Origin of the sequence: Rhodopirellula baltica SH 1 (assembly GCF_000196115.1) — a bacterium.
GTDB lineage: Bacteria > Planctomycetota > Planctomycetia > Pirellulales > Pirellulaceae > Rhodopirellula > Rhodopirellula baltica.
This window is the reverse complement of sequence record NC_005027.1, coordinates 379,327-404,559: the sequence shown is the minus strand read 5'-3', so window position 1 is coordinate 404,559 and position 25,233 is coordinate 379,327. Positions and strand designations below refer to the sequence as shown.

Sequence of the window (25,233 nt, the reverse complement as noted above, 5' to 3'; positions counted from 1 at the left end):
ACACAGGCTAGAAGCCTTTTTATACCCCACATCTCGAAACACCAAAGATTAGTGTCCGATCAGAGTGGATTAGTGTTCTGCTAGAGCGGCCAAGGGAACACTGATCTCCGCTGATCGAACGCTAATGGTTCTTGGACAAGAGATGTTTGGCTTCAAAACGCCTGTGTTCCCAACGCAAGCGGCTCCCAAAAGATGTGGGGTACAAAAAGGCTAGAAGCCTATGCCACTCCTTCTGTCCGACACTGATTATTTACTCATTGCGAGAACGGAGCGAATTCGAGTTCGCCGTCAACATCCGCATCGCTCGCTTCAACTTGCGAGTCTTGAGTGTTGAGGTAGTCACTCAAGCTCGCGTCTTGGTCACTCACGTTGTTCTCGGGTTCCATCAGTCCGCCCGGTTGCGTGGCATCAATCGACAGGCGTGTCCAACCGACGCTTCCCGGGGGAATCATGGCGTTGTGAACCATGGCCATGGGTTTGGCGGTAACGTACTCGGGGTTCCGGCAAGCACGATTGCATCCGGAACAACGTTCGCAAGGCCGGCTGCCTCGCCAAAACATCAGCTCATCCAAGCAGCTTCGCGACGCGACGAAAACGCGATCGCCGGGTTGCATTTGATAGTTCGTCGCGGTGTTTCCCATTTGCACGATTTCGCGGTAGCACACTGGCAGTGTGACGCGGCATTCGCAGGGATCGGTTGGTCGAGCCAGCAGGATTTGGCATGGATTGGCGCTGGACGTCAAACCGCCCGCCGACACGATCGCATCGAGCACGGTTTCTGAGCCGGACAGCGGATACGCACCCGGCGCGTTGACTTCGCCCAATACATAAAAGCGATCGACCGGTTCGAGAAGTCGAACGTTGACAGCGATGGAGTCGCAATCTTCGGGCAGCGGTTCTGGTCGGTTCGACTCGGAACCTTGTTCGCTTGTGAATTGTTTGCAGTCGGATTCTTGTTGGCGAATTTGATGAGCGATCTGTTGCTCGATGAGTGATTCTGCTTGCTCGAGGTCGCGGCCTGCGACGATGACGCGTCCGTAGGGGCCAAGATCCAATGTTCCGTCCGCCAAGACAACTTGGTCGGCCGGCAACCGCAGGTCACGCTCCAAGTTGATGGGTTCGATCAACAGAGCGTCACCGGGTTGCAACGCTCGCGGCGGCAGGACTTGCTTGGCATTCTCTCGAGCGATTCCGCCAGGGATTCGCGAGGCATCGAGCACCTCTTTGGCTTCGCTGGTAAGCGTCGCACCCGACGGGTACAGCGACAGCCCCAGCGTGCTGCAGCCGGTGCTGGTCAGCGCGAGCAAGCAACCGAGCGTGAACAGAATCTGATGACCAGAACAACTCATCCTATTACCTCTTGCCGTGGAATCCTTTCCCTACGAACAATCGGCTCAAAGAACAGAACTGGCGTGACTGATTCACGAAGACCGTGGTGATCATCACAACCCGCAAACCTCGCCGCGATTCATCGCTGCTGCGGCTCAATCAGCACTTTCGAACGTGATCAAGCTTAGAATCCGCCGTCCATGCCATCGACGGCACCGGCGGTGACTCCCGCCAGAATCAATCGTTGCCCTTCGCGAAGAAGGAATCGAGCGGTTTCCTCTCGAAATGTTTCGACGGGTCGTAGCCGCACAATGGGGCTTTGAGTGGATCCCATCACCGCCACGACCAGCGTCCGGTCGCGGAGCAGTTCTGAGACGCTGAGGATCGCGGAAGCGGGAAGAAGTGAGCGAAGAGCGTACTGTTGTGCCAACTGGGTAAAGTTTGCGGCAATGTCGCGATAGTCACCCGTGGCGATCAACGCATTCAAATCCATACGGCCACTACGCAAGTACACCTTGCCATCCGCTTGCACCAGTGCGTTGTCCGACCCCAGCCAGAACTCATCGAGCACAACGACTCCTTGGCCGATGATGCCCTTCGCTTCGCCCACATCAAAGGATTGGTTGGCCAGCGAGATCGGTCCGAGAAAGCGGGATGCGGCAAGCAACCCGGGCACCGCCGCACCGCGGGTATCACCCAGCTTGAAATCAAAGCGTCCAAACAAATCATCGATGGATTGAATTGACTTACCACGCAGCGAGATCTCGCCTGAAATTTCACCGCTTGCTAGCGAACTGGATCGGCCAAGCTGATCGGTCAATCGAACGAAGTCCATCCGTCGTGTCTTCCAGTGACTCGTCATGTCAACGCCACCCGAGCGTCCGGAGGAAAGCAGCAGGCCGCCTTCCAATTGGCCTCCCCCGACACGAGATCGCACGGAGGGGAAGTTGACGCTCCACTTGGACGATTGAAAATTCGCGGTCGCGACCAACGCACTGTGAGCGTTGCCTGCGGGAAGGCCGTAGATGTCCAGGTCTCGCCCATCAACGTTGCCTCGCACCCGAATCGACTCGGTGTGTCCGGTGACGGTTGCCTTGCCGGACGCACGTCCAACAAACTGATCCGCGGTGTCACCGAGGAACCAAAGACCGCGACTCAAATCCACGCGGGATGCCACCAATCGCGTGTCGAATCGAGGGTGGATCTGGCTGTCACCATCGACCAAATAGACCAGTCCATGCAGGCTGACGGAACCGTTCGCGTAGTCGCCTCTGAGCGACTGAATCCGGAACACGTCGCTCTCAATTCGGCCGGTTAAACGCAGCTTTCTCGAAAGCGGTCGAGCACGATAGTTCAATTGCGATAGTTCGAGATCGATTGTTGTGTCTGGGATGACTGTGGCTGGCATGCCTCGGCCGAGTCCGCTTGGTGCGGCGAAGTTGACGGAGACATTGCCGGTTGCCTTTCCGGTCAGACCGACGTTTCGGCGTGCCAACAAGTCAACCAACGCATCCAATGACACTCCATCAAACTTCAATTGGGAAGCTTGGAGACGCGCTGGCAAATCATTCCATTGATCCGAAGCAACCAGTTGTGCGGTGGAGTTGCCTTGCACCGTCCCGCCAAAGAGGTCGCCGCTGAGTTCGAACTGGAAATCACCTTGGTTGGTAGAAACGCTGGCATTTAAATCACCAATCGGAGCGTCGCCCAGCATGATCGACGAAGCGATCAACTCCGCTGACCCACGATGTGCAACCGGATTGGATAGCTGGTTGAGAGGAACGTTCCAATCAATCTCGCCGGACAGCGTCGATGCGATTTTCAGCTCGATGCTTTCGGATACAGGCAGCCGCAGTTCAGGTCGGATGCCGCGAAAATTGAGATCCACGACCATGTCCTCGTCGTCACGGCGAGGCACGGTCGCTCGGCCGGAGACTTGCCCGCCGAACAGTGCGGCGGTCAGCGAGGTCAGGTCAAAAGCGGTCTCGGTGAGTTGATATTCCGACTGCACACGATGAATCTTGAATTGTGCGGGGAGCTCGGAACTTTGCCGGCGCGGAGTGAGAGCAAAATCGGTGGGCGTGAAGCGAACGTCGTGTTCGAATGAACCGAGATCAACACCTGCGACTTGGACCGAAGGGGACGCGATCGATCCAGCAATGTTCCATTGCGTTTGTTCCGCTCGTTCGTCCAGTTCGCCTTGGCCTTGGATTCGGAAATCGAGTTTGCCCTGAACGATCCCTTCTTTTTCGGATGAGTCGGAAGCGGCGATCCAATCGGACACCTGTCCAATCGGAAGATCGTCTGCGGCGACTTCGAATGAGAACGATCCATTGCCGGTCAACGGAAGATCCGCCTTGCCGATCATTCGAACGGAAGGGGCATCGGACGTCGGAGTGGTTTGCAAATCGATTCTATCCGCTCGAAGACGGCCGTCTCGTAGGACCACCTTGCCGACTTTCAGATCCGTTGGTGGCAACCCACCAAGTTGCAGTGCGTCGGCTTGAAAGGTTCCCTCCAAATCGTAGCTGGCGATGTCGTCGATGCTTTTGATGGGTGCACGGAACTGGACGTCTCCGGACAACTCGCCATCCTTCGGGAGCATCCGCTCGTAGGATGGGAACAAGGAGGCAACAAGTTTGCTGATGGGAGCCAATGAGATGTCGTCCACTTTCAACTTTGCGGACGCGTCGCCTTGGGGGACCAGTTCAAGTGACCCGCTTCCTGTGAAGCGGCCTTTCGCCAGATCGTTGGAAGTCGCGTCTGATTCGACGGCCGAGCCGGTCAATGAACTCAGCGTGGCAACGCCATCGCGATAGCTGACCGTGGTTCGAAGATCGCGAACCTCAAACTGGTCGACGACCAAGCGTGAACTGGTCAGCGTTCCATCGAATCGGTAGGCGGCTCCGTCGGTGAGGGCCGTCAGCGGAATGCCGACTTCAAACTGCACCGTCACCTTGCCTTCGAGCGGGATGCCCAGATCGATCCCAATGGATTTCAGTCGCTCGGATAGTTTGGCAACATCGATCTCACGAAACGCCCATTGGCTCTCCCAATAGCGTTCTGCGGGGGCCGCATTCTCTTGGGGTGCAATTGGTTGAACGGCGAGTTGCTGGACTGCGGCGGGTTGCTGAGCCGAAAGTTGAGCGGCAGAAGCGATCGCCCAAAACACCGAGACGACGCCGATGACGATGCACGTGCGCAATCGTCCGGCCGAACTTAGGCGGCACATGGCGGGCGTTGGATCGAGGCGATTCCCGGACACTTTGGCTCCATCTTTCGTAGTTCATGCCATATTGAACCGCAGCCTACAAAAAGTTGTCCGCCGAATGCCAACGGAATCTGGCGGATTCGAGCGGATCACAGACGCCAGCATCTGCCGCGATTGGATGCCGTCCAATCCGCCTGCAACGTGGCAAATCACGGGCCCAACCGTGCATTCCGGACAGGCATTTCTCATGCATTGCTGGCAGAGAAGTGTAGAAACCTGGCCAATGTTGCGGGGTTCCACTCAATGTCCGAGCGGCACCGTTGGGCCCAAGTCGGGATCGCCGGTGGCTGATGGACGCCGTTTGGATGCAGTTTTGTATCGATCCCAGCATTGCTTCACCAACCCGCCGCGGACTTCCTTAAACTCTCAGCCGTGGCCCGATGGACATGCGGTGAAACGAAGCACCCGTGATTTCTTTTCAAACAGTCTTTTCCCACTTTCCCAGGATCTTACCGATGACCGGTTTTCAACGTTACTTGGTCGTACTCTTGACGCTCGCGATAGGCGATTCTCTTGTCGATGCCGAGGATTGGATTCGGTTTCGCGGGCCAAATGGATCAGGAGTCGTCAACAGCGACGAATCCGTTCCGGTTGAATGGAGCCCGACACAGAACGTCAAGTGGAAGCTGGCTCTTCCGGGAGCGGGTGTTTCCAGTCCCATCGTTGTTGGCGATCGAGTCTTTGTGACGTGCTACTCCGGCTATGGGCTCGATCGTGCCAATCCCGGCGACATCAATGATCTGAAAAGACATCTCGTTTGCGTGGACGCCAAGTCAGGCGAAATGATTTGGGAGAAGTCGATCGACGCGGTTCAACCGGAAGATCCTTATACGGGTGCCGGAGTGCCATCGCACGGTTACGCCTCGCACTCGCCCGTCTCGGATGGAGAAAACGTGTACGTGTTCTTTGGAAAGACCGGCGCGTTCGCGTTTGATTTCGATGGCAACCAGTTGTGGCACACTCCGTTGGGCACCGAATCTGATCCTCACCGTTGGGGTTCCGCCTCCAGTCCAATTTTGTTGGATGACAAGGTGATCGTGACGGCTTCTTCGGAAAGCCAAGCTTTGGTGGCTTTGGACAAATCGACTGGCAAAGAAATTTGGCGTCAAGAAGCAAAGGGACTCGACAACGTGTGGGGAACACCGGCGCTTGCGAAAACGGAGAACGGTGTGGACTTGGTCGTCGGAGTTGCCGGCGAGGTATGGGGGATCAATCCAGAAAACGGAAAGCTTCGCTGGTACGCGTTGGCGGGCGAATCAGATCAAGCCAGCACCAGCGCGGTCGTTGACAAAGATGTTGTCATCGTTGTTGGAGGTCGCGGTAGCGGATCGATTGCGGTTCGCGCCGGAGGAGCCGGTGACGTGACGGATTCTCATGTGGCTTGGAACGGTTCTGAATCAGGGCGTTTCGCGACACCGGTGGCTTACAACGGCACGGTCTACATGATCGCCAACGACGTGCTAACTCGCACCGATGAGGAATCAGGCGAGATGGTCGACCGCATTCGTTTGTCAGGGGGAAGCGGCAGTTCGGGCGGCGGACGTGGCGGCTCGGACTACGCGTCACCCATCGTCGTCAATGGCAAGCTGTACTACATGAAAGGCAACGGCGACATGTTCGTCTTTGATGTGCAAGAAGAACTAAAACAACTCGCCGTCAATCGCACGACGACAGAGACTGAATCGTTCAGCGGATCGCCGGCCTACAGCGATGGCAAGTTGTTCATTCGATCGAATAAACATCTTTACTGCGTCGTCGCAGGTCCCTTCGATGACTCATCCGAACCGGTGCCCGCGGATGTGACACCGGACTCAAATGAAATGGCGCAACGCGGTGACCGAGGAAGGGGAGGCCCCGGTGGTGGATTCGGACGCGGCGGTTTCGGCGGTGGTGGATTTGGCAACCGTGGTGGCGGTGATCGCGGCCGAGGCGGCGGGCGCGGGGGCTTTGGCGGTCAGCAGGAAGACGACCGTCCTGATCGTCCCCAACGACCGCCGTTGGATGACACCAGTAGCAACTGATCCGTTGAGATTTTCGATTGGTCGCGTGGCCCCCTCGCCACGCGACCAATTTCTAGATGTCCTCCCTGGACGTCGCTACCATGGTTGACGTCAAAACGGCTGATGCGATCAATGCTGCCACTTACCAGGGTGAATCCGAGACCTGTTTTGAACTTGCCCCGTAACAAGGAATCGACTCGATGAAACGCAAAACCGCAGACCAATTTGAACAACGTGTTCTCGATCTGTACGACGACTTTGCTCATGGGCGATTGGATCGACGAGGTTACTTGAAGGGACTCGCCGCATTTGCCGTTGGAGGAGTCACGGTCGAGGCGCTCGAAGAAAGTCTTTCACCTAACTACGCATGGGCCGAGCAAGTCTCCGCGACGGATCCGCGAATCAAGACGGAGACGGTCACGTATGATTCGCCTGAAGGCGGTGGTCAGATCAGTGGTTTGCTTGCTCGACCGGCGACCGGTGAAAAGTTTCCCAGTGTTGTGGTGATTCATGAGAACCGTGGTTTGAATCCATACATCGCCGACGTTGCAAGACGATTGGCCGTGGAGGGTTTTCTCGCGTTGGCACCGGATGCTTTGTCACCGTTGGGCGGTTACCCCGGCAATGACGATGATGGTCGCGCGATGCAGAGGCGTCGTGACCGTGGCGAGATGACGGAAGACTTCGTCGCCGCTGTCAAATGGATCGACACGCATGAGCTTTCGACGGGGAAGGTCGGTGCGGTCGGTTTTTGCTTTGGTGGGGGCATGGTCAACCAACTCGCGGTTCGACTGCCCAACGTTCTTGACGCTGGAGTGCCGTTCTATGGCAGCCAACCAGATGCGGAAGACGTCGTCAAAATCAAGACTCCTTTGTCGATACAAAATGCGGAGCTCGACCTTCGAATCATGGCTGGCGCGGAAGCTTTCAACGAAGCGTTGAAGGCGAACGAAGTGCTTTGTGAGTCACACGTTTATCCGGGAGTCAATCATGGTTTCCACAATGACACCACACCTCGCTACGACGAGGCCGCAGCCGAACTGGCGTGGAAACGAACGCTTGCCTGGTTCAATCAATATTTGAAGGCATAGCATCGAACGCAGAATTGAGGACGCAATGGGATCATCACCGTTCGATGCGTCGGTGAATCTCAACCCATCAAAACGCGAGCAAACACTCAGTCAAAATCGACGAGTCGCCCGGAGGCTCGGATGTGCCTGCGGATTTCCTGTTTCGACAGAGCTCGGTCGTTGAACGCGACTTCGTCGATTTGTCCGACGTAAGGACGATAGTTCTTGGTCGGGTAGAGTTGCCCGATCAGGATTTGCATGTTGGCCGGCAGCGGAGCGTCGTCCTCTTGCTGCGCCGCGAGGTTCCCGTCGATCCATAGCGACAACTCGTTGCCGGATTTGCGAGCGACAACGTGCTGCCACACGCGGACTTGGTATGGATCCTTTGAGACCAGATTCGTCCCGTCTAACACCACTCCCGAAGGCGGTGTTCGATGATTGAATCGAATTCGGTTCGGCCCGCGCGTCAATTGTCTAGTTGTCCAACCGTTTGGATTCATCACCGCATGTGGCTCCTCCGAACCCACCAATGATCTGGCTGATTTGGAACAGTCCCAGATTGATGAATACAATGCGATGATCGCGGCCGAAGCCAAAGAAGCGAGCGAAGCCGGTGACATCGGCAAAGGCGAATAGCCGACTTCCTCCCTGCTGCATCCCCACCCTCCTGAGTTCTCCACCGTGAAGTACAGTCGATTTGTTGTTGGAATCACCCTGTTCTTGGTCGCCGATACGCTTGCTCTGGCAAACGAGACATTGGCAACCATTGCGAGGCCGCAGCTTGATGCCAATGTCGAGGCGGAGCGTGACAGCTTTCTCAGTCGTGGCTACACACCTCTGTTCAACGGCAAGGATCTGTCCGGTTGGCGGAATCCGTATTCCCACGGCGAAGCTTCCGTGGTGGATGGCGAAATTCACCTGAAGGCGGACAACAAATTCTTTTTGGTGACCGAGCAGAAGTATTCCAACTTTCGGCTGAGCGTTGACATTCATTTGCCCGAAGGACCATCCAACTCGGGCGTGATGTTTCGCTGCCACGTCGATGAGGATGCGGAGAAAAAAGTGTACGGCTATCAGGCCGAATGCGATGGCTCTGAGCGACGTTGGTCCGGCGGATTATTTGACGAAGCAAGACGCCGCTGGATATGGCCGAGCACAAAGGGCCGTTCGACAACGCAGTTTCGCGCGCACGAAGAGGAGTCGCAGAAGTTCTTTGCCGAGCCGCGTGTCCGCGATGCACTCAATCGCAATGGATGGAATCGCTACACGATCACTTGCATCGATGATGTCATCACGATTGAACTCAACGGAGTGCAAACGGTTCGGTTCCGGGATGCGATGGACTCCAGCGGTTTCATTGGCATTCAGCATCACGGTGAAAAGGGGCAAACCTATCGCTTCCGCAATCTGTTCATCAAAGAGTTGCCTTTGATTCCGGCAAGCGAGCATGTGTCGCTGACCGAGCAAGAACCCGTCTCAATCAAACGGATCAACGACAAAGTCACCTTGATTGATTTCGGCAAGGTTGCGTTTGGAAACATCGTCATGCCTGTTCCCGCGGACGGACGTGGCACAGTCAACGTGCACTTTGGTGAAAAGATTAAAGAAGGATGCATCGACCGATCCCCACCGGGAACCGTTCGGTATGGAATGACGTCCGTGCGTCGTGGGCAGCAACGAGGCAATTGGATCGTGCCGACTCCCGTCGACGACCGCAACATTCAGCAATCGGGACGGATGAACGCGAATCCGCCCGCGGTGCTGACGCCATCCGCATGGCAACCCGTGATGCCGTTTCGCTGGATCGAGATCGAAGGGCTGGAAGCCGACTTTGCGTTTGATCAAATTTGTCGGCGGGCCGCGTTCTCGAAGACGTGGAACGATGACGCGAGCTCGTTTGAATGTTCCGATGAGACACTCAATCGGATTTGGGATCTGTGCAAGTACAGCATCAAAGCCACCACCTTTGCCGGCGTCTACGTCGATGGCGACCGGGAACGGATCCCGTACGAAGCCGATGCCTACTTGAATCAGCTCAGTCACTATTCAACGGACGATCACGTCACGATGGCCGCTCGGACCTTTGACTGGTTGATGGAAAACGGCACGTGGCCGACCGAATGGGCTCCTCACATGGTGTTCATGGCTCACGCGGAATGGATGAACTCCGGAGACACAAAGTGGTTGCAACAACGCTACGAATCGCTGAAGTCAAAAACACTTTTGCATCGCAGCGGCGACGATGGGTTGGTCCGCAGTGATGAATTGGATCGAAGTCGCCACGACATCGTTGATTGGCCTCAGAAAGAACGCGACGGGTTTGTGTTCACCGAGATCAACACGGTCGTCAACGCGTTTCACATCGAGGCTCTGAAACAAATGGCCGAGATGGCGATGGCAGTGGGAAAGACCGAAGATGCGGATGCTTTCGCGGCCCGTGCCGAATTGGCCGTGGCCGCCTTCCAAAAAACGCTGTTCGATGAGGAGACGGGCATTTACCGCGACGGCGTTGGGACCGAACACAGCAGCATCCACGCGAACTTCTTTCCGCTCGCGTTTGGATTGGTTCCAGAAGACAAACAGGCCGGAGTTGTCGATTGGCTGGCAACCAAAGGCATGGACTGCAGCGTGTATGCGGCGCAGTACTTCATGGACGCCTTGTTTCAAAACGGCGGCGAGCACAAAGCACTGGCATTGATGTTGGCCGATGGCGATCGCAGTTGGAAACACATGGTCAACAGCGGAACGACCATCACGTGGGAGGCTTGGGAGATGAAGTACAAACCCAACCAAGATTGGAATCACGCTTGGGGTGCGGCGCCAGCGAACCTCTTGCCGCGTCACGTGCTTGGCGTCCAACCTGTCCGCCCAGGTTGGAAACGAGTCCTCGTGCGTCCTTGCCCGGGTGATCTGAAATTTGCTCGCGGAAAAGTGCCGTCCAAGCATGGCCCCATCCACGTGGATTGGAATTGCGAATCGGGTTTCAAGCTTTCCGTCGATTTGCCCGAGGGAGTCACCGCGAATTTGGATTTACCTGAATTGGAAGGCGCGGAATCGGTTTCAGTCAACGGATCGGCTGTTTCCGTGACCAAGAAACAGAACCGTTGGGTTCTCGATGGCGAATTCAGTGGCTCGATTTTGGTCGAGGCCAATTGAACGAGGCCTCAGAGCATCTATGATCATCTTGGCGATGGTAGTCTATACGCTTGGCTGCCCTCCCGAATCCCACCCAAAAAACTCACCTTCGCAGGCTCCCTGCCTGCATCGTCAACTCATTTGACAAGCTCGTTTCCATCACGCCCGAGCGAAACGCTCGAACTGTGACGTGATCGAAAGCGGCGTTTGATCGACACCAAGCTCAGGCTTTCATCAAAGGCTGGCTTGGAACGACGCCAACTTGTTTCCTCCCACCTGTTTGCAAAGCCACTGTGACCCACCTCGGATATTTGACACGCGCGTGTCTCGTTCTTTCGTTTGTCTGTTCTTTGTCCGTCCAGGCAGAAGACTCCTTCGAAAACTTGTTCAACGGAAAAGACCTTTCCGGATGGGCTGGGAACGATTCCTTCTGGTCTGTTCGCGACGGAGTCATTCATGGCGAAACCACGAAAGAGAATCCAACCAAGGGCAACACATTCTTGGTCTGGCAAGGCGGTGAGGTCGGCGACTTTGTCTTCAAAACCAAAGTCCGTTTTCGTGGCAACAACAGCGGCGTGCAATATCGAAGCGAACTGATCGATCCGAAAGAATTTGTTGTCAAAGGCTACCAGGCGGATCTGCATAAATCGCCCGACTTCTTTGGGATGCTCTACGCAGAGAAATGGCGTGGTATCGTCGCGAAGCGATTCCAGAAGGTCGAAGTCGGTTCGGATGGCAAACCCAAGGTGGTCGGCGAAGTGGGCGACCGCTCGCAAAAGTTGGTCGATTGGGAATGGAACGAGCTGACCATCATCGCGGTGGGTGACCGGCAAATTCACCAGGTCAACGGCGTCACCACGATGGACTTGACCGACAACCATCCGGAAGCTCGCCGCAGTGGGATCCTGGCGTTGCAGTTGCACGCCGGACCTCCGATGACTTGTGAGTTCAAAGACGTTCAGCTTCGAGAGCTGACTGCAACGGACGCCAAGTCCGTGTTGAATTCCTACGTCCAAAGTGGTGCTGCGACCGAAGGCAAAAACGTCAAGAAACCTTCTGCTGCGAACGCGTTTGATTGGGTTGCCAAGTCACCGACTCCGCAATGGATTTGGCGCCGGGACCAACCATCGTCCGACGACCTGCTCTATCTGCGGCATCAGTTCGAATTCATGCCCGAGGGATCCAAAGAAGCCATTCGCTCGGCCCGCTTGTATGCCACCTGCGACAACGAGGCGACGGTTTGGATCAACGGAAAACCGGTTGGTGATTGTCCCGATTGGAAGTACCCGATCAAAAAACTCGATGCCCGTCAATTTGTCCAGCCAGGCAAGAATCAAATCGCAGTGAAAGCCGGCAATCGCGGTGGAGTGGCGGCTTTCGTTTTCAAACTGGAAGTCGAAACCGAGGATGGAACCGTGCATCAAGTCATCTCCAATCCGACTTGGAAGCTGGCCAACAAGGTGACCGGTGATTGGAAGACGACCGCTTATGATGATGCCAAATGGAACGTCGCCGCCAAGTCGCTGGGAAATTTTGGGAAGTCGCCTTGGGGAAAACCGGGTGTTGGGACCGACCAGGCATCTGGAGACACTTCCTTCAGCGCCGACGAAGTCACGGTGGCCGATGGATTCCAAGTCGAACTGATTTATCAAGTTCCCAAGGTCCGCCAAGGAAGCTGGGTCTCGCTGACGACCGACGATCAAGGTCGCTTGTACGCCAGCGATCAAGGCGAAGCAGGCTTGTATCGAATCACGCTGGATGAATCATCTTCCAACGCGACTGGCGAATCAGGCGTCCAAGTCGAGAAGATGCCGGTGAAGGTGTCCGGGGCTCAAGGCATGGCTTGGCACAACGGTGCGTTGTATTTCAACCGCGGAAGCAGCCCGATGTATCGCGTCACGGATTCGACCGGCGACGGGTTGCTGGATCATGCGGAAGAATTGTTCGGCACGCATGGCGGCGGAGAACACGGGAACCACGCCGTGATTCCAACCGAGGACGGTGACGCTCTTTATGTCGCCGCGGGCAACCACACGAATCTGCCGGACGAATCCATCATTGCTGGATCACGCGTCCCAACTTGGAACGAAGACCTGCTGCTGCCGCGCGAATGGGACGCTAACGGACACGCTCGCGGTCGACTCGCACCCGGCGGCTGGATCACTCGGTTCGATCCCAAGACGAACGAACATGAAGTCATCTCGATGGGTTATCGCAACCAATACGACATCGCACTGAACCGTGCCGGTGACTTGTTCACTTATGACGCGGACATGGAATGGGACCTCGGTTCGCCCTGGTACCGCCCGACGCGAATCAACCATGCCGTCAGCGGTTCGGACTACGGATGGCGAAGTGGATCCGGGAAATGGCCGGAATATTACGAGGACAGCCTGCCAGCCGTGTTGAACATCGGCCCCGGCAGCCCGACGGGTGTGGTCGGCGGCCAAGGAGCCAAGTTCCCCGCCAAGTATCAAGACGCGATCTACGCGTTGGATTGGACCTTCGGAACGATCTACGCGATTCACTTGGAACCCGATGGGGCTGGTTGGAAAGCTCACCAAGAAGCGTTTTGCTACGGAGCACCTTTGCCCGTGACGGATGCCATCGTTGGCAAGGACGGAGCGTTGTACTTCACCGTTGGTGGACGTGGCACCCAGTCCGCTCTGTTCCGAATCACGTACGAAGGCGACGACTCAACCGAACCTGTTTCGGCTCCCATCCCAGGCGAAGAAGTTCGCCAACAACGCCGAAGCTTGGAAGCCTTCCACGGGAAAGAGCACGCAGGCGCGGTTGCGAAGGCATGGCCGCACCTTTCGAGCAACGATCGTTGGCTTCGATACGCGGCACGAATCGCTGTCGAGTCGCAACCGACGCAGCAATGGGCCGACAAGGTCTTCGGAGAATCCGACACGCAAGCCCGGATCACCGGTGCTGTCGCTCTGGCACGCCGAGGGGATGAATCTCATCGGGCTGCTTTGATCAACGCATTGTTAGCCATGGAACCTGCGAGTTTGCCTGAGTCGCAATTGCTCGGACTGCTGCGAGCCTACGCGTTGACGTTCATTCGACTTGGCGAACCAACCGCCGAAGAACGCGAATTGGTCATCGAAGAACTCGATGCTATGCTTCCCAACAACAGCAAAGACGTGAACACCGAACTGGTTCGCTTGTTGGTTTATCTGGAATCACCCACGGTGATCGACAAGGCCATTGCCATGATGACGAACGCGAAACCGACGCCTCCGGCTTGGGTGGAAAACGTCGATTTCCAACGCAACCAACGCTACGGTTCGCGAGTCGTGAAGATGCTCGAGAACCAACCGCCATCTCACGAGATCAACTACGCGTTCATGCTGAGAAACCTGCGTGACGGTTGGACCATGGACAACCTTCGGGCTTACATCCAGTTCATCAACCAAGCCGCAAAGTACAGCGGCGGCAACAGCTACGGCAAGTTCCTCGCAAATTTGCGTGACGAAGTGCTGGGGCATCTCAGCAACGCCCAGCGGGAAGAACTCTCCGACATCAGCGGCGAGGACTTCAACCCCGTCCCCGACTTTGAAATCACCGCTCCCAAAGGCCCCGGCAAAAAGTGGACTTTGGCAGAAGCAAGCAAGCACACTGGTGGTGCATTGCGTCAGGCCGACTACGAAAGCGGTCGCAATCTTTTCCATGCCGCTCAGTGTGCTTCCTGTCACCGATTCGATGGGCTGGGTGGCGACATCGGTCCGGACCTGACAACGGTGAAGAACAAATTCAACGCGAATTATTTGCTCGAATCCATTATCGAACCCAGCAAGGTCATCAGCGATCAATACGGATCGAAGGTGGTGCTGCTGGAAGACGGTCGCGTTTTGACCGGCCTGATGATCGAAAACGAAGACCAAATCGAAATCCATCCGGTCAGCAAGGCTGGCGAAACGGTGAATCCAGTCGTCGTGGATCCGGTTGAAGTCATCTCCGCGAAAGACTCGCCAATCTCGCAGATGCCGACGGACATGTTGAATTCGTTGAACGCAGACGAAGTCCGTGACTTGATCGCGTACTTGTTGTCCGGCGGTGACCCCAAAGCCAAAGTTTACGGAAGATAGCGATGAGCAGAATCACGAATGGTTTGATCGGACTGGCGATCACTGTTTTCTTCGGTGCTGCGTTAGCAACCGCGAAGGAAACGGAACGCCAACCCGACATCGTGGTCTATCTAGCGGATGATTTGTCCGCCTCGGACTTGGCATTGTATGGCGGCACCAACATTGAAACGCCAGCAATTGATCAATTGGCCGCCGAAGGCATGACGTTCGATCGTGCCTTCGTCGCCAGCCCATCGTGCGCCCCCAGTCGGGCTGCGCTCTTGACGGGCTTGATGCCCGCACGAAATGGCGCGGAGGAAAATCACACGTACCCGCACGAGGATGTGTTGAAACTGCCGGTCGTCTTGAATGAACTCGGCTACCAGACGGTTGCGTTCGGAAAGGTGGCTCATTCCCGCAGTGCACCAGACTATCAGTTCGACACGCATGACCGAGCGCAGGACATTCCTGCGGTTCGCAAGAACGTGCGAGCCTTCCTGGAAAATCGCGATGACTCGCGTCCATTGGCATTGTTCGTCGGAGTTTCTAACCCGCACGTTCCGTGGCCGAGTGAATCCACCGTGGACCCGGAATCCATGTCGCTGCCTGAGAAGTTGCTCGACACACCGCAAACCCGGGTCCAACGATCTCGCTACCTGCAAGAGGTCAAAGACTTGGACGCTTACCTGAGTGAACTGCGGCAATTGGTCGACGAACACCTGTCCGGTGATCGTCTGTTTCTCTTTTCAAGCGACCACGGAGCGCAGTTCCCGTTCGGTAAATGGACGCTCTACGAAGAAGGCATCCGCGTCCCGCTCATCGTTTCTCGTACCGGAGTGATCGAGGCGGGATCACACACCGATGCGATGGTCAGTTGGATCGACATCTGGCCGACCTTGATAGAGGTCGGTGGTGGTGAAGTGCCCGAAGGCATTGACGGGAAGTCATTCGCGGGAGTGTTGCGTGATGCGTCCAAGGACCACCGCGAGCGAATCTTCGCGACGCACAGCGGCGACAAGATGATGAACGTTTATCTGAGTCGCAGCATTCGAACCGAACAATACAAATTGATATGGAACCCACACCCGGAGTTTGCGTTCACGACGCACATCGATTTGTTGCTGCGGGCCACATCGGGGGACTACTTCAAAGAATGGACCGAGGCGGCCAAGAGTGACGCTCACGCGGCAGAAATTGTTGCAAGACATCACGGACGCCCTGAATTGGAACTGTTCGATCTGACCAACGACCCAAACGAGACCAAGAACTTGGCGGACGAACCAGAACTGGCACGCGTTCGATCTCGCTTGCTGGCTGAACTGAAAGATTGGATGCAGACTCAAGGCGACGAACGGACGGTCTTTCACGAACCGCTCCTGCTGGACGCCCCCGAAACATGGGTTCCTCGCAAACCCAAGACAGGTCGGTAGGAATGATCGGGCAGAACCTCACGTAGGCGAGTCTCTGAGACTCGCAAATGACAGCGTCTCGGAGAGACACCGCAACGTGATCAAGCCCAACGACTCCCGCTCACGTGCTTGAAACAAGTGAACAACAAGTGACGTAGCGGAAGGGCGCGAGCCCTCCGGTTCCTCACCGGGCGGCTTGCGCCACACCGCTAACATCGTCACTTGTTGTTCACGCGTTGCTTAGAACAAGAGGCATAGCAGGCTGTTGATTTAGTCGCATACCGAATGACAATCATTAGCCGTTGGGCGTTAGCCCCGGTTGGCGTCTAATCAACCGCCGCTAACGCGGTGCGGCTCAATAAATCAACAGCCTGAATAGGCTTCTGTTCGACACTTGTCCTACGCTCATTGCTAAGAACCTTCCCGCCCCGCCTGAGTTACGATCGAAATTCACTGCACCTGAGATGACTGAGTTAAAAAGCATGAACTGTTTCCGATTGTCCGCCGTTGTCGCGTGTTTTGTTTTGATCGCTGGAGTTTGGCCGTCGCATCAAACGCAGGCCAAACAACCCAACGTCGTGTTCCTGTTGAGTGACGACCAATCGTGGACGGACTATGGGTTCATGGGGCATCCACATATCCAGACACCTAACATCGATCAATTGGCGAAGTCAGGCTTGGTGTATGAGCGGGGCTATGTCACCGCGCCTCTTTGCCGGCCTTCGCTGGCAAGTCTCGCGACGGGCCTGTATCCGCATCAGACCGGAATTCGCGGAAACGATCCCGTGATGCCGACCGGTCAGAATCGCAGAAAGAACATGCAACTCTTCGCATCGTTGCGGACGAAAATGACCGCTTCGCTGCACCGGCAACCCTCGTTCATTCGGTCGCTCAAGGACAATGGCTACGCGACCTTGCAAACTGGAAAGTGGTGGGAAGAAAACCCACTGGATCATGGTTTCACCGATGCCATGACCCACGGCGATGTTTCGCGAGGCGGCCGGCACGGGGACGTGGGTTTGCAGATCGGTCGAACCACGATGAAACCGGTGTATGACTTCGTCGACTCCGCCGTCGCAGACGACAAACCATTCTTCATCTGGTACGGAGTCTTTCTGCCGCACGCACCGCACAATGCTCCCGACCGTTTGTTCAACAAGTACAAAGACATCGCTCCCAATGAACCCACCGCTCGGTACTGGGCCAACGTGGAATGGTTGGACGAAGGGTGTGGACAGATCATCCAGCACTTGAAAGACAAGGGCCTCTACGAAGACACGATCTTCATCTACACCTGTGACAACGGTTGGGTCCAAGATCCCAACAAAATGAACGCGAGCATTCGCTCCAAACGAGAGCCCGTGGAAGCTGGGATTCGGACGCCGATCATCATTTCTCATGCTGGTGCCGTGACACCTCGCCGCGATTCAGAAACGCTTGCCAGCAACATTGATGTTGCTCCGACCATTTTGAAAGCCTGCGGCATTGAACCTCCGAAGGCGATGCCCGGATTGGACCTGCGTGATCCCGAGACGCTGCGTCAACGAAACCGAATCTTTGTGGACGTCTATGATCACGACAGCGATCTCGACCAACTGGATGACCTCGACAATGGCTTGCAAGCTCGAGTTGTCATCGACGGATGGGACAAACTGATCGTCCGACCAAGCGGAAAAGAACTTTTTGATCTTCAAGTCGATCCAGATGATCGAAACGATCTCGCAGCAAAGCAGGCCGACAAAGTCGAACGTCTGTCAAACATCATCGACGAGTGGCTCGAGAGCACGCCGGTCATCGGGAACTGAACTCATTGAAACGTTTTGAACGACGACCACGTTGACCTAGGAGGCCGAGCAGCATTCTGATGCCGCTGTTCGGCAGATTTCCACGTGGCGTACCTCTCCCGAAACGAAGTTTGGGGAGAGCGATGTACAAGGTCGAGCGACGCCGTTCAGGCGTGCGCGAGGGTGAAGGCCGGGCATGGAAGTGGCGCGTGTTACCCTCCCCCGGAAATCTCGCTGAACGCTCCTTTTCCGACCCCTCCCGCTGCACGGGCGGGGTTTGCAAAACGTCACGAACACAGCATTTAAAAACTGCGTGACTTTCCCTCGGCCTGACCTCTTCGATGCCCAGAGGTCGGCTTTACCAGAGGAGCCTTTGAATCGACTCAGGCAATGATCTCTTTGACCACTCTGGCGGGTTCGACTCCGGTCAATTTTTGTTCCAGGCCTTGGAACGGGAACGTGAGCCGTTTGTGGTCGACGCCCAGCAGATGAAGCATCGTGGCATGCAAATCGCGAACGTGAACAGGATCGGCGACGACGTTGTAGCTGAATTCATCGGTCGCGCCGTGCCGCATTCCACCTTGGACGCCGCCACCGGCCAGCAGCGCAGTGAAGCACCTCGGGTGGTGATCGCGACCATAGGTGTCCATGTCCAACTTGCCCTGGCCATACACCGTTCGCCCGAATTCACCAGCGAAGACAACCAGTGTGTCTTCGAGCAATCCACGTTGCTCGAGATCCTTCAGCAAGGCCGTGGTTGGTTGGTCAACATCTTGGCATTGTCCGGGCAGATTGGCCGGCAACTTCGAATGATGGTCCCACCCGCGATGGAACAATTGGATGAAGCGAACGTCGCGTTCCGCCATCCGGCGGGCCAGCAAACAGTTGCGGGCGTAGGAACCCGGGTTGTTCACTTCTTCGCCATACATCGCGAGCGTTTCGGGAGACTCGTCGGAAATGTCCGTCAGTTCGGGAACCGACGTTTGCATCCGGAACGCCATCTCTTGTTGAGCGATCGTCGTTTCGATTTCAGGGTCGCCGATCTCGCCAAAGTGTTTGCGATTGAGGTCGCCAAGCGAATCGAGCATGCGTCGCCGAATCGTTGGGTCGATGCCGCTGGGGTTGGAAAGAAACAGGACCGGATCGCCCGACGTTTGAAAGCTGGTGCCTTGATGCTTGGAAGGCAAAAAACCGCTGCCCCAAAGACGCGAATACAACGCTTGCACGTTGACCTTGCCGCTCCAGTAGGCCGACGGCATCACGATGTAGTCCGGCAGATCTTTGTTGAGCGTTCCCAATCCGTAACTCAACCAAGCTCCCATGCTGGGTTTGCCCGGCAGTTCCGTTCCGGTGCAGAACGCCGTTTTACCAGGGTCATGATTGATCGATTCAGTGTGCATCGAATCAATGAAGCACAGCTTGTCGACTTGGGTTGAAAGGTGAGGCAGTAGATCGCTCATCCACATGCCGCTCTCGCCTTGCTGCGAGAAACCAAAACGACTGGGGACGATCAGTTGCTCTTTGCCACGCGTCATGGCGGTCACGCGTTGGCCTTGGCTGACCGACGGCGGCAACGGTTGGTTGAACTGTTTGACCAGCTCCGGTTTGTAATCGAACAAGTCGATTTGGCTGGGAGCTCCCGCCATGAATAGAAAGATCACGCGTTTCGCTTTGGGAGCAAAGTGGCAACCCGCCGGGATATCGGATGTCGCTTCGGACGCGGCGTTGGGGGCCGTTGCGTTGGCAAACTTTGGCCCCAGGACCAACGATGCGAGCGCCGTGGTTCCCAATCCCATTCCGGCATTGGCCAAGAACCGACGACGATTTTCGCTTGTCGAGCTGATGTGGTTATGCATAGCGATCAATCTTTGGTCTTGGTGATATCGAGGTTGTAAAGCGTGTTGCACAGCACCGTCCAAGCGGCGAGTTCGACTTTGTCCTGAGATTCGTCGATGGACACTCCCTCGCACAAATCGTCAACCAATGCGGGAGAGCTGGCATACTCGTCACGCAGATCGCTCAGCAGCGTATGGAGGACGTCGATTTCCTCGGCATCGGGGAGTTTGGACGTGACGGTTTCGTAGGCAAACACGATTCGATCTTCGGCGGGTTCATGCACAACGGATTGAGCCAACTGCCGAGCAGCGCGAAGGTATTCACTTTCGTTGAGCAACAGCAAGGCTTGTGTCGGTGTGTTGGTTCTTTCGCGGCGTGCAATGCATGCGTCGCGATTGGGTGCGTTGAGGATCGTCATTTGCGGCGGTGGCATCGCTCGTTTCCAGAACGTGTAAACGCTACGACGATAAATGGATTCGCCTTGATCAGGACGGAAGCGTTCGCCCGTCATCGAAACCGCTTTCCACAACCCGTCCGGTTGCGGTGGCTTGACACTCGGTCCGTGCATTCGCGTGGACAGCAATCCGCTGGAAAACAGGATCTGGTCGCGGATCATTTCAGCATCCAGCCGATAACGCGGGCCGCGACTGAGCAGCCGATTTTCCGCGTCCGCTTTGAACTCATCCGGCGTGGCTCGCGAAGATTGGCGGTATGTTTTGCTCATCACGATTCGCTTGAGCAACGCTTTGATGTCCCATCCCGACTCGACGAACGTCACCGCCAATTCATCCAGCAATTCAGGATGGCTGGGGACCTCGCCTTGGTTGCCAAAGTCCTCCGACGTTTTGACAAGCCCGACGCCGAAGAAGAGTTGCCAAAAACGGTTCACCGCCACACGAGCAGTCAGCGGGTTTTCCGGAGCCACCATCCAATTGGCCAAATTCATGCGGGACGGTGTTTCAGATTGGGGCTCCAGCGGCGGAAGGAAACTAGGGACGCCGCGTTGGACTTCTTCACCGGGAGCGTCGTACTGCCCGCGAATCAGAACGAACGTCTTTCGGACCTCATCGCGTTCCTTCATCACCATGGCTTTGTCGACAGCACGTTCGACCGTGGTTTGATCTCGTTGAAGTTTCGCACGCTGTTTTTGCAACTTCGCCAACGACGACTTCGACTGCCCAAGTTCATTGTGGAGAGCCTCTTTAAGAGCGTCCCACGCACGAATTGTCTTCGCGTGAGCCTCTTCCTCTGGCGTCATGGCTTCCGCATCGGTCGCAGTCCCTTCGAGATTCTCCGCTTGACTCGTTTCCGGTTCGGCAGCCTCTTCGTTTGCAGGCTCGATCGCCTTGATCTGCTGAATCCGTTTGGTGATTTGGTTCACTCGTTTGTTGAGAGGAGCGATTTGCTGATCGAGTTTTGCCAATTCGGCATCCAGGCGTTCCAGTTCGGCTTGCTGAGCTTCGGAGGGGAATCGAGCGAACGGCTCCTGAAAACCATCCACGACTTGTCGCGGGTTGGTTTCGGGCTCGGCATCGATGTTATTGAAGAATGCGTAGAGCGAAAAGAACTCTTTCTGCGTGATCGGGTCAAACTTGTGGTCGTGGCATTGTGCGCACTGAACGGTCAGCCCCATGAAGGCGGTGCCGACGGCGGTGACACGATCGAGCACGTTCTTGACGTGGCTTTCCTCTGGCAAAGCGGTTCCGCGATCGATGATCAAATGCAATCGATTGAATCCGGACGCGATGAGTTGATCTCGAGTCGGTTGAGGATGCAAATCGCCAGCGATCTGGTCTCGAACAAATTCATCGTACGGAAGGTTTTCATTGAATGACCGGATCACCCAATCGCGATAGGAGACGTGATTGCGATAAAAGTCTTTGTGCATCCCGTTGGTGTCAGCGAAACGCACCAGGTCCAACCAGTGACGGGCGATGTGTTCGCCGAATTGAGGACGCGAGAGCAGGTCGTCGACCAGTTCTTCCCACGCCAATTCGGGTGAGTCGGCGTAAGCCGATTCGAACTGGCGGATCGCTTCTCGGCTGGGGGGCAGTCCCGTCAAATCGAAAGTGACTCGCCGCAAAAGCGTTCTGGCATCGGCTTCTTCTGACGGGTGACGCCGCACTGACTCGAGCTTTCGCAACACGAACTGATCAACCGTTTGCGCACTCCACTCAGCATTCTTGGTGGTCGGTGGTTGTGGCCGTTTGGGTGCACGGAACGCCCAGAAGTCTTCGTAGACGGCCCCGCTTTCGATCCAGCGCCGAATCAGTTCCTTTTCTTCTTCGTTGAACGGATCCAAGTGCGAATCCGGCGGAGGCATCAACATCGATTCATCATCGGCAGTGATCCGGTGCCAGACTTCACTTTCCTCAACCGAGTGAGGTTCGATCGCGTATCCAATCGCCCCCTCATCTCCATCGGGTTGATCCAACCGCAGACCGCCCTCTCGCGAACCAGCGTCTGGACCGTGACAGGCAAAACATCGGTTCGAAAGCAACGGCCGAATGTCGCGACTGAACGAAACCGATGACTCATCCGATTCCGAGACCGGCTTGGCATCCTCGGTTTCGCGATCAACGTCCGCGGCATCCAAGCGAAGTGGCGAGAACGGACCGAGGACGGCTGAGCAAAGGACGGTCGCCAAAATCAAGACTCGAGGCAGGCGCGTCTCGCGGGCGAGTCGGGATGGGAAATATCGCCGGTGGAATGGCATAGGTGATAATCAGCGTTCGGCGGCAGGATAGTAGGCGGGATTCAATCAGTGTAGATCGAACGGGATCAGTTGAAAGCACAGCGGTGAGTCTCGGCGAAACGGTACTCGCACGAGGCAGCAGTGATTGTCCTCCTGAACGGAGAGCTTTTTGCGGGCAATTTTTCTTGATCGATTCGTTTTTTCGAAAAACACACTCGTTTCTCGGAAACAACGCAAAAGATTGCGGAGATGTCGGGATGACAGTGTTGGTGGCTGCTCATCAAAGATTGAAGTGGCCTAGAATCATTGGCATTGTGACATGGTGGCCCCGACGGAAGCGGTGCCACTGATGGCCGAGTATCCTGGCGGAAATGTGAGCGAGATTCAGTTTGAAATTTCGGTCTCGTCAACTTGACTCCCACCCTTGCTGTTCAGCCTTTCCATGCAGATTTTTGTTCGTGCGTTGTTTGTCGTGACTCTGGTTGCCGGTGGTGCTGGCGTTTGTTGCCAAGCAGACGATGTCGCAACAGCCTCGGCTGAAAAAGTTCAGTCCACAAAAGCCAACTACTTTGGTGACCTGAAGCAGAAGCTCACGCAAACTTGGCCGAACAACCGTCTGGTTCGTTTTGTCTTTCACGGGCATTCCGTGCCCGCCGGATATTTCCGCACGCCGATCGTTCGACGTTTTGATTCGTACCCGGTTCTCTTTCACCAAGGACTGTGCGAGCGATACCCAACGGCGGTCATCGATGTTTGCAACACCGCGATTGGCGGCGAGAACTCGGTCAGCGGGGCCAAACGATTCGCGGACGATGTGTTGACGTTGAAGCCAGACGTCGTCTTCATCGACTACTGTTTGAATGATCGTCGCGTCGGCGTGGATACGGCTCAGGATTGCTGGCGAACGATGGTCGAGCAGGCGGTGGCAAAAGGCGTCATGGTTGTCTTGCTGACTCCGACCCCAGACTCGAAAGAAGACATCTCGGATCCGGACTCTCCTCTTGCGAAGCACGCCGAATCGATCCGGCAGTTGGCTCGCGAGTTTGAACTGCCGCTGGTGGATTCCTACTCGCAGTTTCAACGTTTGGTCGGGGAAGGCGAGGATGTCACGGACTATCTTTCGCAGTCCAACCATCCCAACCGTGACGGTCATCAAGTCGTGGCCGATCAGATTCTCTCGTTGTTTGAGTGACGCGAATTTCTGCCAGCTTTCGTGTGATTCCAAACGCTACTTCAACTTGTTCGTCGGAATGATGATGTCGTCTCAAGCTCCTTGGCAGTCAATTTTGTTTGCATGGACACTGGCGTTGTTCGCGTGCATGCCGTCGTCTGCTTTGGCCGATGATGCCGATGCCGAACCACCAAACATTGTCTTGATTTTGGCGGATGATTTGGGCTTCAATCAAATCGGAGCCTACGGCGACACGCCGATCCAAACACCTCACTTGGATCAACTCGCCGCCAACGGAATCCGGTTCACTCAGGCCTATTCTGGCAACACGGTTTGCTCGCCATCCCGCGTGTCGTTGTTCACTGGTCGCGACGGGCGATTGATGGACAACAATTCCAACACGGTCCAACTGAAAGACATCGACGTTACGATTGCCCATGTGCTGAAGCATGCTGGTTACGACACGGCGTTGTTCGGCAAATACTCCATCGGTTCTCAAATGGGAGTGACGGATCCGTTGGCGATGGGGTTTGACACTTGGTACGGCATGTACTCGATCTTGGAAGGGCATCGGCAATACCCAACCATTCTCTGGCGTGACGGAAAGAAACTACGAATCGAGGAAAACGAAGCCGGAAGGAAGGGAGCGTACGCGCAAGCTTTGTTCACCCACGAAGCGATCCAGTACATCAAACAAGATCATGACAATCCGTTCTTCGTGCTGCTGGCGTATTCGTCCCCTCACGCTGAACTCGCCGCGCCGCCTGAGTTTGTCGAACGCTACAAGGATGCGTTTCCCGAGACTCGTTATGGAGGCATGTCGAATGGAACGCCGTCGGACAAATACGCTTGGTATTATCCCGAGCCTGTTGAACGACCGCATGCGGTGCTGGCCGGCATGGTGACAGCACTCGATGCTTACGTTGGCCAGATCTATCAATCGCTAGAGTCCAAAGGGATCGCGGACAATACGTTGATCCTGTTCACGTCGGACAATGGGCCGCACGATGAAGGTGGCGGTGACCCGACATTCTTTCGGGCTTCGGAACCTTACAAAGGGATGAAGCGTGACTTGTACGACGGCGGTATTCACGTGCCGATGATCGCTCACTGGCCCGCCGCCATCCGGTCACCACGAGTGGACGACACTCCGTGGGCGTTCGCCGATGTGCTGCCAACCTTCGCGGATATCGCGGGGGTATCTCTGGACATCGTTCCGCGAGTCAAGACGAACGGAGTGTCGGTGTTACCGCGACTTCGCGACGATCCACGTCCGCTGCCGAACCGGACGTTGTACTGGGAATTTGGCAAGCAAGCGGGAGACCCCAATTCCGGAGTGGTTGGAGAGGTCTACCAAGCGGCCCGCCGCGGCAAATGGAAAGCGGTTCGTTACGACATCGACGGGCCCATTGGAATTGCCCACGAAAAGTTGACAGTGGACCGGTCTTAAGGGAAAGGTA

General features: G+C 56.0%; 14 protein-coding genes. 9 read left to right on the top strand and 5 right to left on the bottom strand.

All coding sequences use genetic code 11. The features are described from left to right. Positions 1–254 precede the first annotated feature (254 nt). Positions 255–1,349: a polysaccharide biosynthesis/export family protein gene (locus RB_RS01515; RefSeq protein ID WP_011118052.1), complete on the bottom strand. Its 1,095-nt coding sequence runs from the start codon at positions 1,347–1,349 to the stop codon at positions 255–257. Between the two features lie 164 nt (positions 1,350–1,513). Beyond that, entirely contained in the window at positions 1,514–4,534 is a 3,021-nt protein-coding gene (locus tag RB_RS01510; RefSeq protein ID WP_164922657.1) for an AsmA family protein, read from the bottom strand. 521 nt (positions 4,535–5,055) lie between these two features. On the opposite strand from RB_RS01510, the gene RB_RS01505 reads away from it, so the two are divergent. Continuing rightward, complete coding sequence (locus RB_RS01505; RefSeq protein WP_164921346.1) at positions 5,056–6,621, top strand: outer membrane protein assembly factor BamB family protein; 1,566 nt, start codon at positions 5,056–5,058, stop codon at positions 6,619–6,621. 179 nt (positions 6,622–6,800) lie between these two features. After that, positions 6,801–7,691 carry a dienelactone hydrolase family protein gene (locus RB_RS01500; RefSeq protein WP_011118048.1) on the top strand — a complete coding sequence of 297 codons (891 nt, stop codon included), beginning with the start codon at positions 6,801–6,803 and terminating at the stop codon, positions 7,689–7,691. An 86-nt stretch (positions 7,692–7,777) separates the two neighbouring features. Here the strand turns inward: RB_RS01500 and RB_RS01495 are convergent, their stop codons facing one another. Then, positions 7,778–8,170: a LamG domain-containing protein gene (locus tag RB_RS01495; RefSeq protein ID WP_231846108.1), complete on the bottom strand. Its 393-nt coding sequence runs from the start codon at positions 8,168–8,170 to the stop codon at positions 7,778–7,780. On the opposite strand from RB_RS01495, the gene RB_RS01490 reads away from it, so the two are divergent. The 5 genes from RB_RS01490 to RB_RS01465 all read left to right on the top strand — a co-directional run bounded on the left by RB_RS01490 (position 8,109) and on the right by RB_RS01465 (position 18,092). Beyond that, on the top strand, positions 8,109–8,306 hold the full coding sequence (locus tag RB_RS01490; protein ID WP_231846107.1) for a hypothetical protein: 198 nt from the start codon (positions 8,109–8,111) through the stop codon (positions 8,304–8,306). The genes RB_RS01495 and RB_RS01490 overlap by 62 nt on opposite strands. A 45-nt stretch (positions 8,307–8,351) precedes the next feature. Then, positions 8,352–10,826 carry a family 78 glycoside hydrolase catalytic domain gene (locus RB_RS01485; protein ID WP_011118046.1) on the top strand — a complete coding sequence of 825 codons (2,475 nt, stop codon included), beginning with the start codon at positions 8,352–8,354 and terminating at the stop codon, positions 10,824–10,826. Positions 10,827–11,155: 329 nt separating this feature from the next. Further along, positions 11,156–14,899, top strand: a complete 3,744-nt coding sequence (locus RB_RS01480) for a family 16 glycoside hydrolase (RefSeq protein ID WP_231846106.1) — start codon at positions 11,156–11,158, stop codon at positions 14,897–14,899. A gap of 2 nt (positions 14,900–14,901) precedes the next feature. Then, positions 14,902–16,308, top strand: a complete 1,407-nt coding sequence (locus RB_RS01475; RefSeq protein WP_011118042.1) for a sulfatase family protein — start codon at positions 14,902–14,904, stop codon at positions 16,306–16,308. Between the two features lie 461 nt (positions 16,309–16,769). After that, positions 16,770–18,092 (top strand): sulfatase family protein, encoded by a 1,323-nt coding sequence (locus RB_RS01465; protein ID WP_164921345.1) that lies wholly within the window; start codon positions 16,770–16,772, stop codon positions 18,090–18,092. Positions 18,093–18,454: 362 nt separating this feature from the next. Here the strand turns inward: RB_RS01465 and RB_RS01455 are convergent, their stop codons facing one another. After that, positions 18,455–19,927: a DUF1501 domain-containing protein gene (locus RB_RS01455; protein ID WP_164921343.1), complete on the bottom strand. Its 1,473-nt coding sequence runs from the start codon at positions 19,925–19,927 to the stop codon at positions 18,455–18,457. 5 nt (positions 19,928–19,932) lie between these two features. Continuing rightward, a complete protein-coding gene (locus RB_RS01450; RefSeq protein WP_011118036.1) occupies positions 19,933–22,623 on the bottom strand; it encodes a PSD1 and planctomycete cytochrome C domain-containing protein in 2,691 nt (896 codons plus the stop codon). A gap of 421 nt (positions 22,624–23,044) precedes the next feature. Between RB_RS01450 and RB_RS01445 the strand changes: the two genes are divergently transcribed. Continuing rightward, positions 23,045–23,794: an SGNH/GDSL hydrolase family protein gene (locus tag RB_RS01445; RefSeq protein ID WP_164921342.1), complete on the top strand. Its 750-nt coding sequence runs from the start codon at positions 23,045–23,047 to the stop codon at positions 23,792–23,794. A 58-nt stretch (positions 23,795–23,852) separates the two neighbouring features. Next, on the top strand, positions 23,853–25,223 hold the full coding sequence (locus RB_RS01440) for a sulfatase-like hydrolase/transferase (protein WP_231846529.1): 1,371 nt from the start codon (positions 23,853–23,855) through the stop codon (positions 25,221–25,223). The last annotated feature ends 10 nt before the right edge of the window (positions 25,224–25,233 follow it).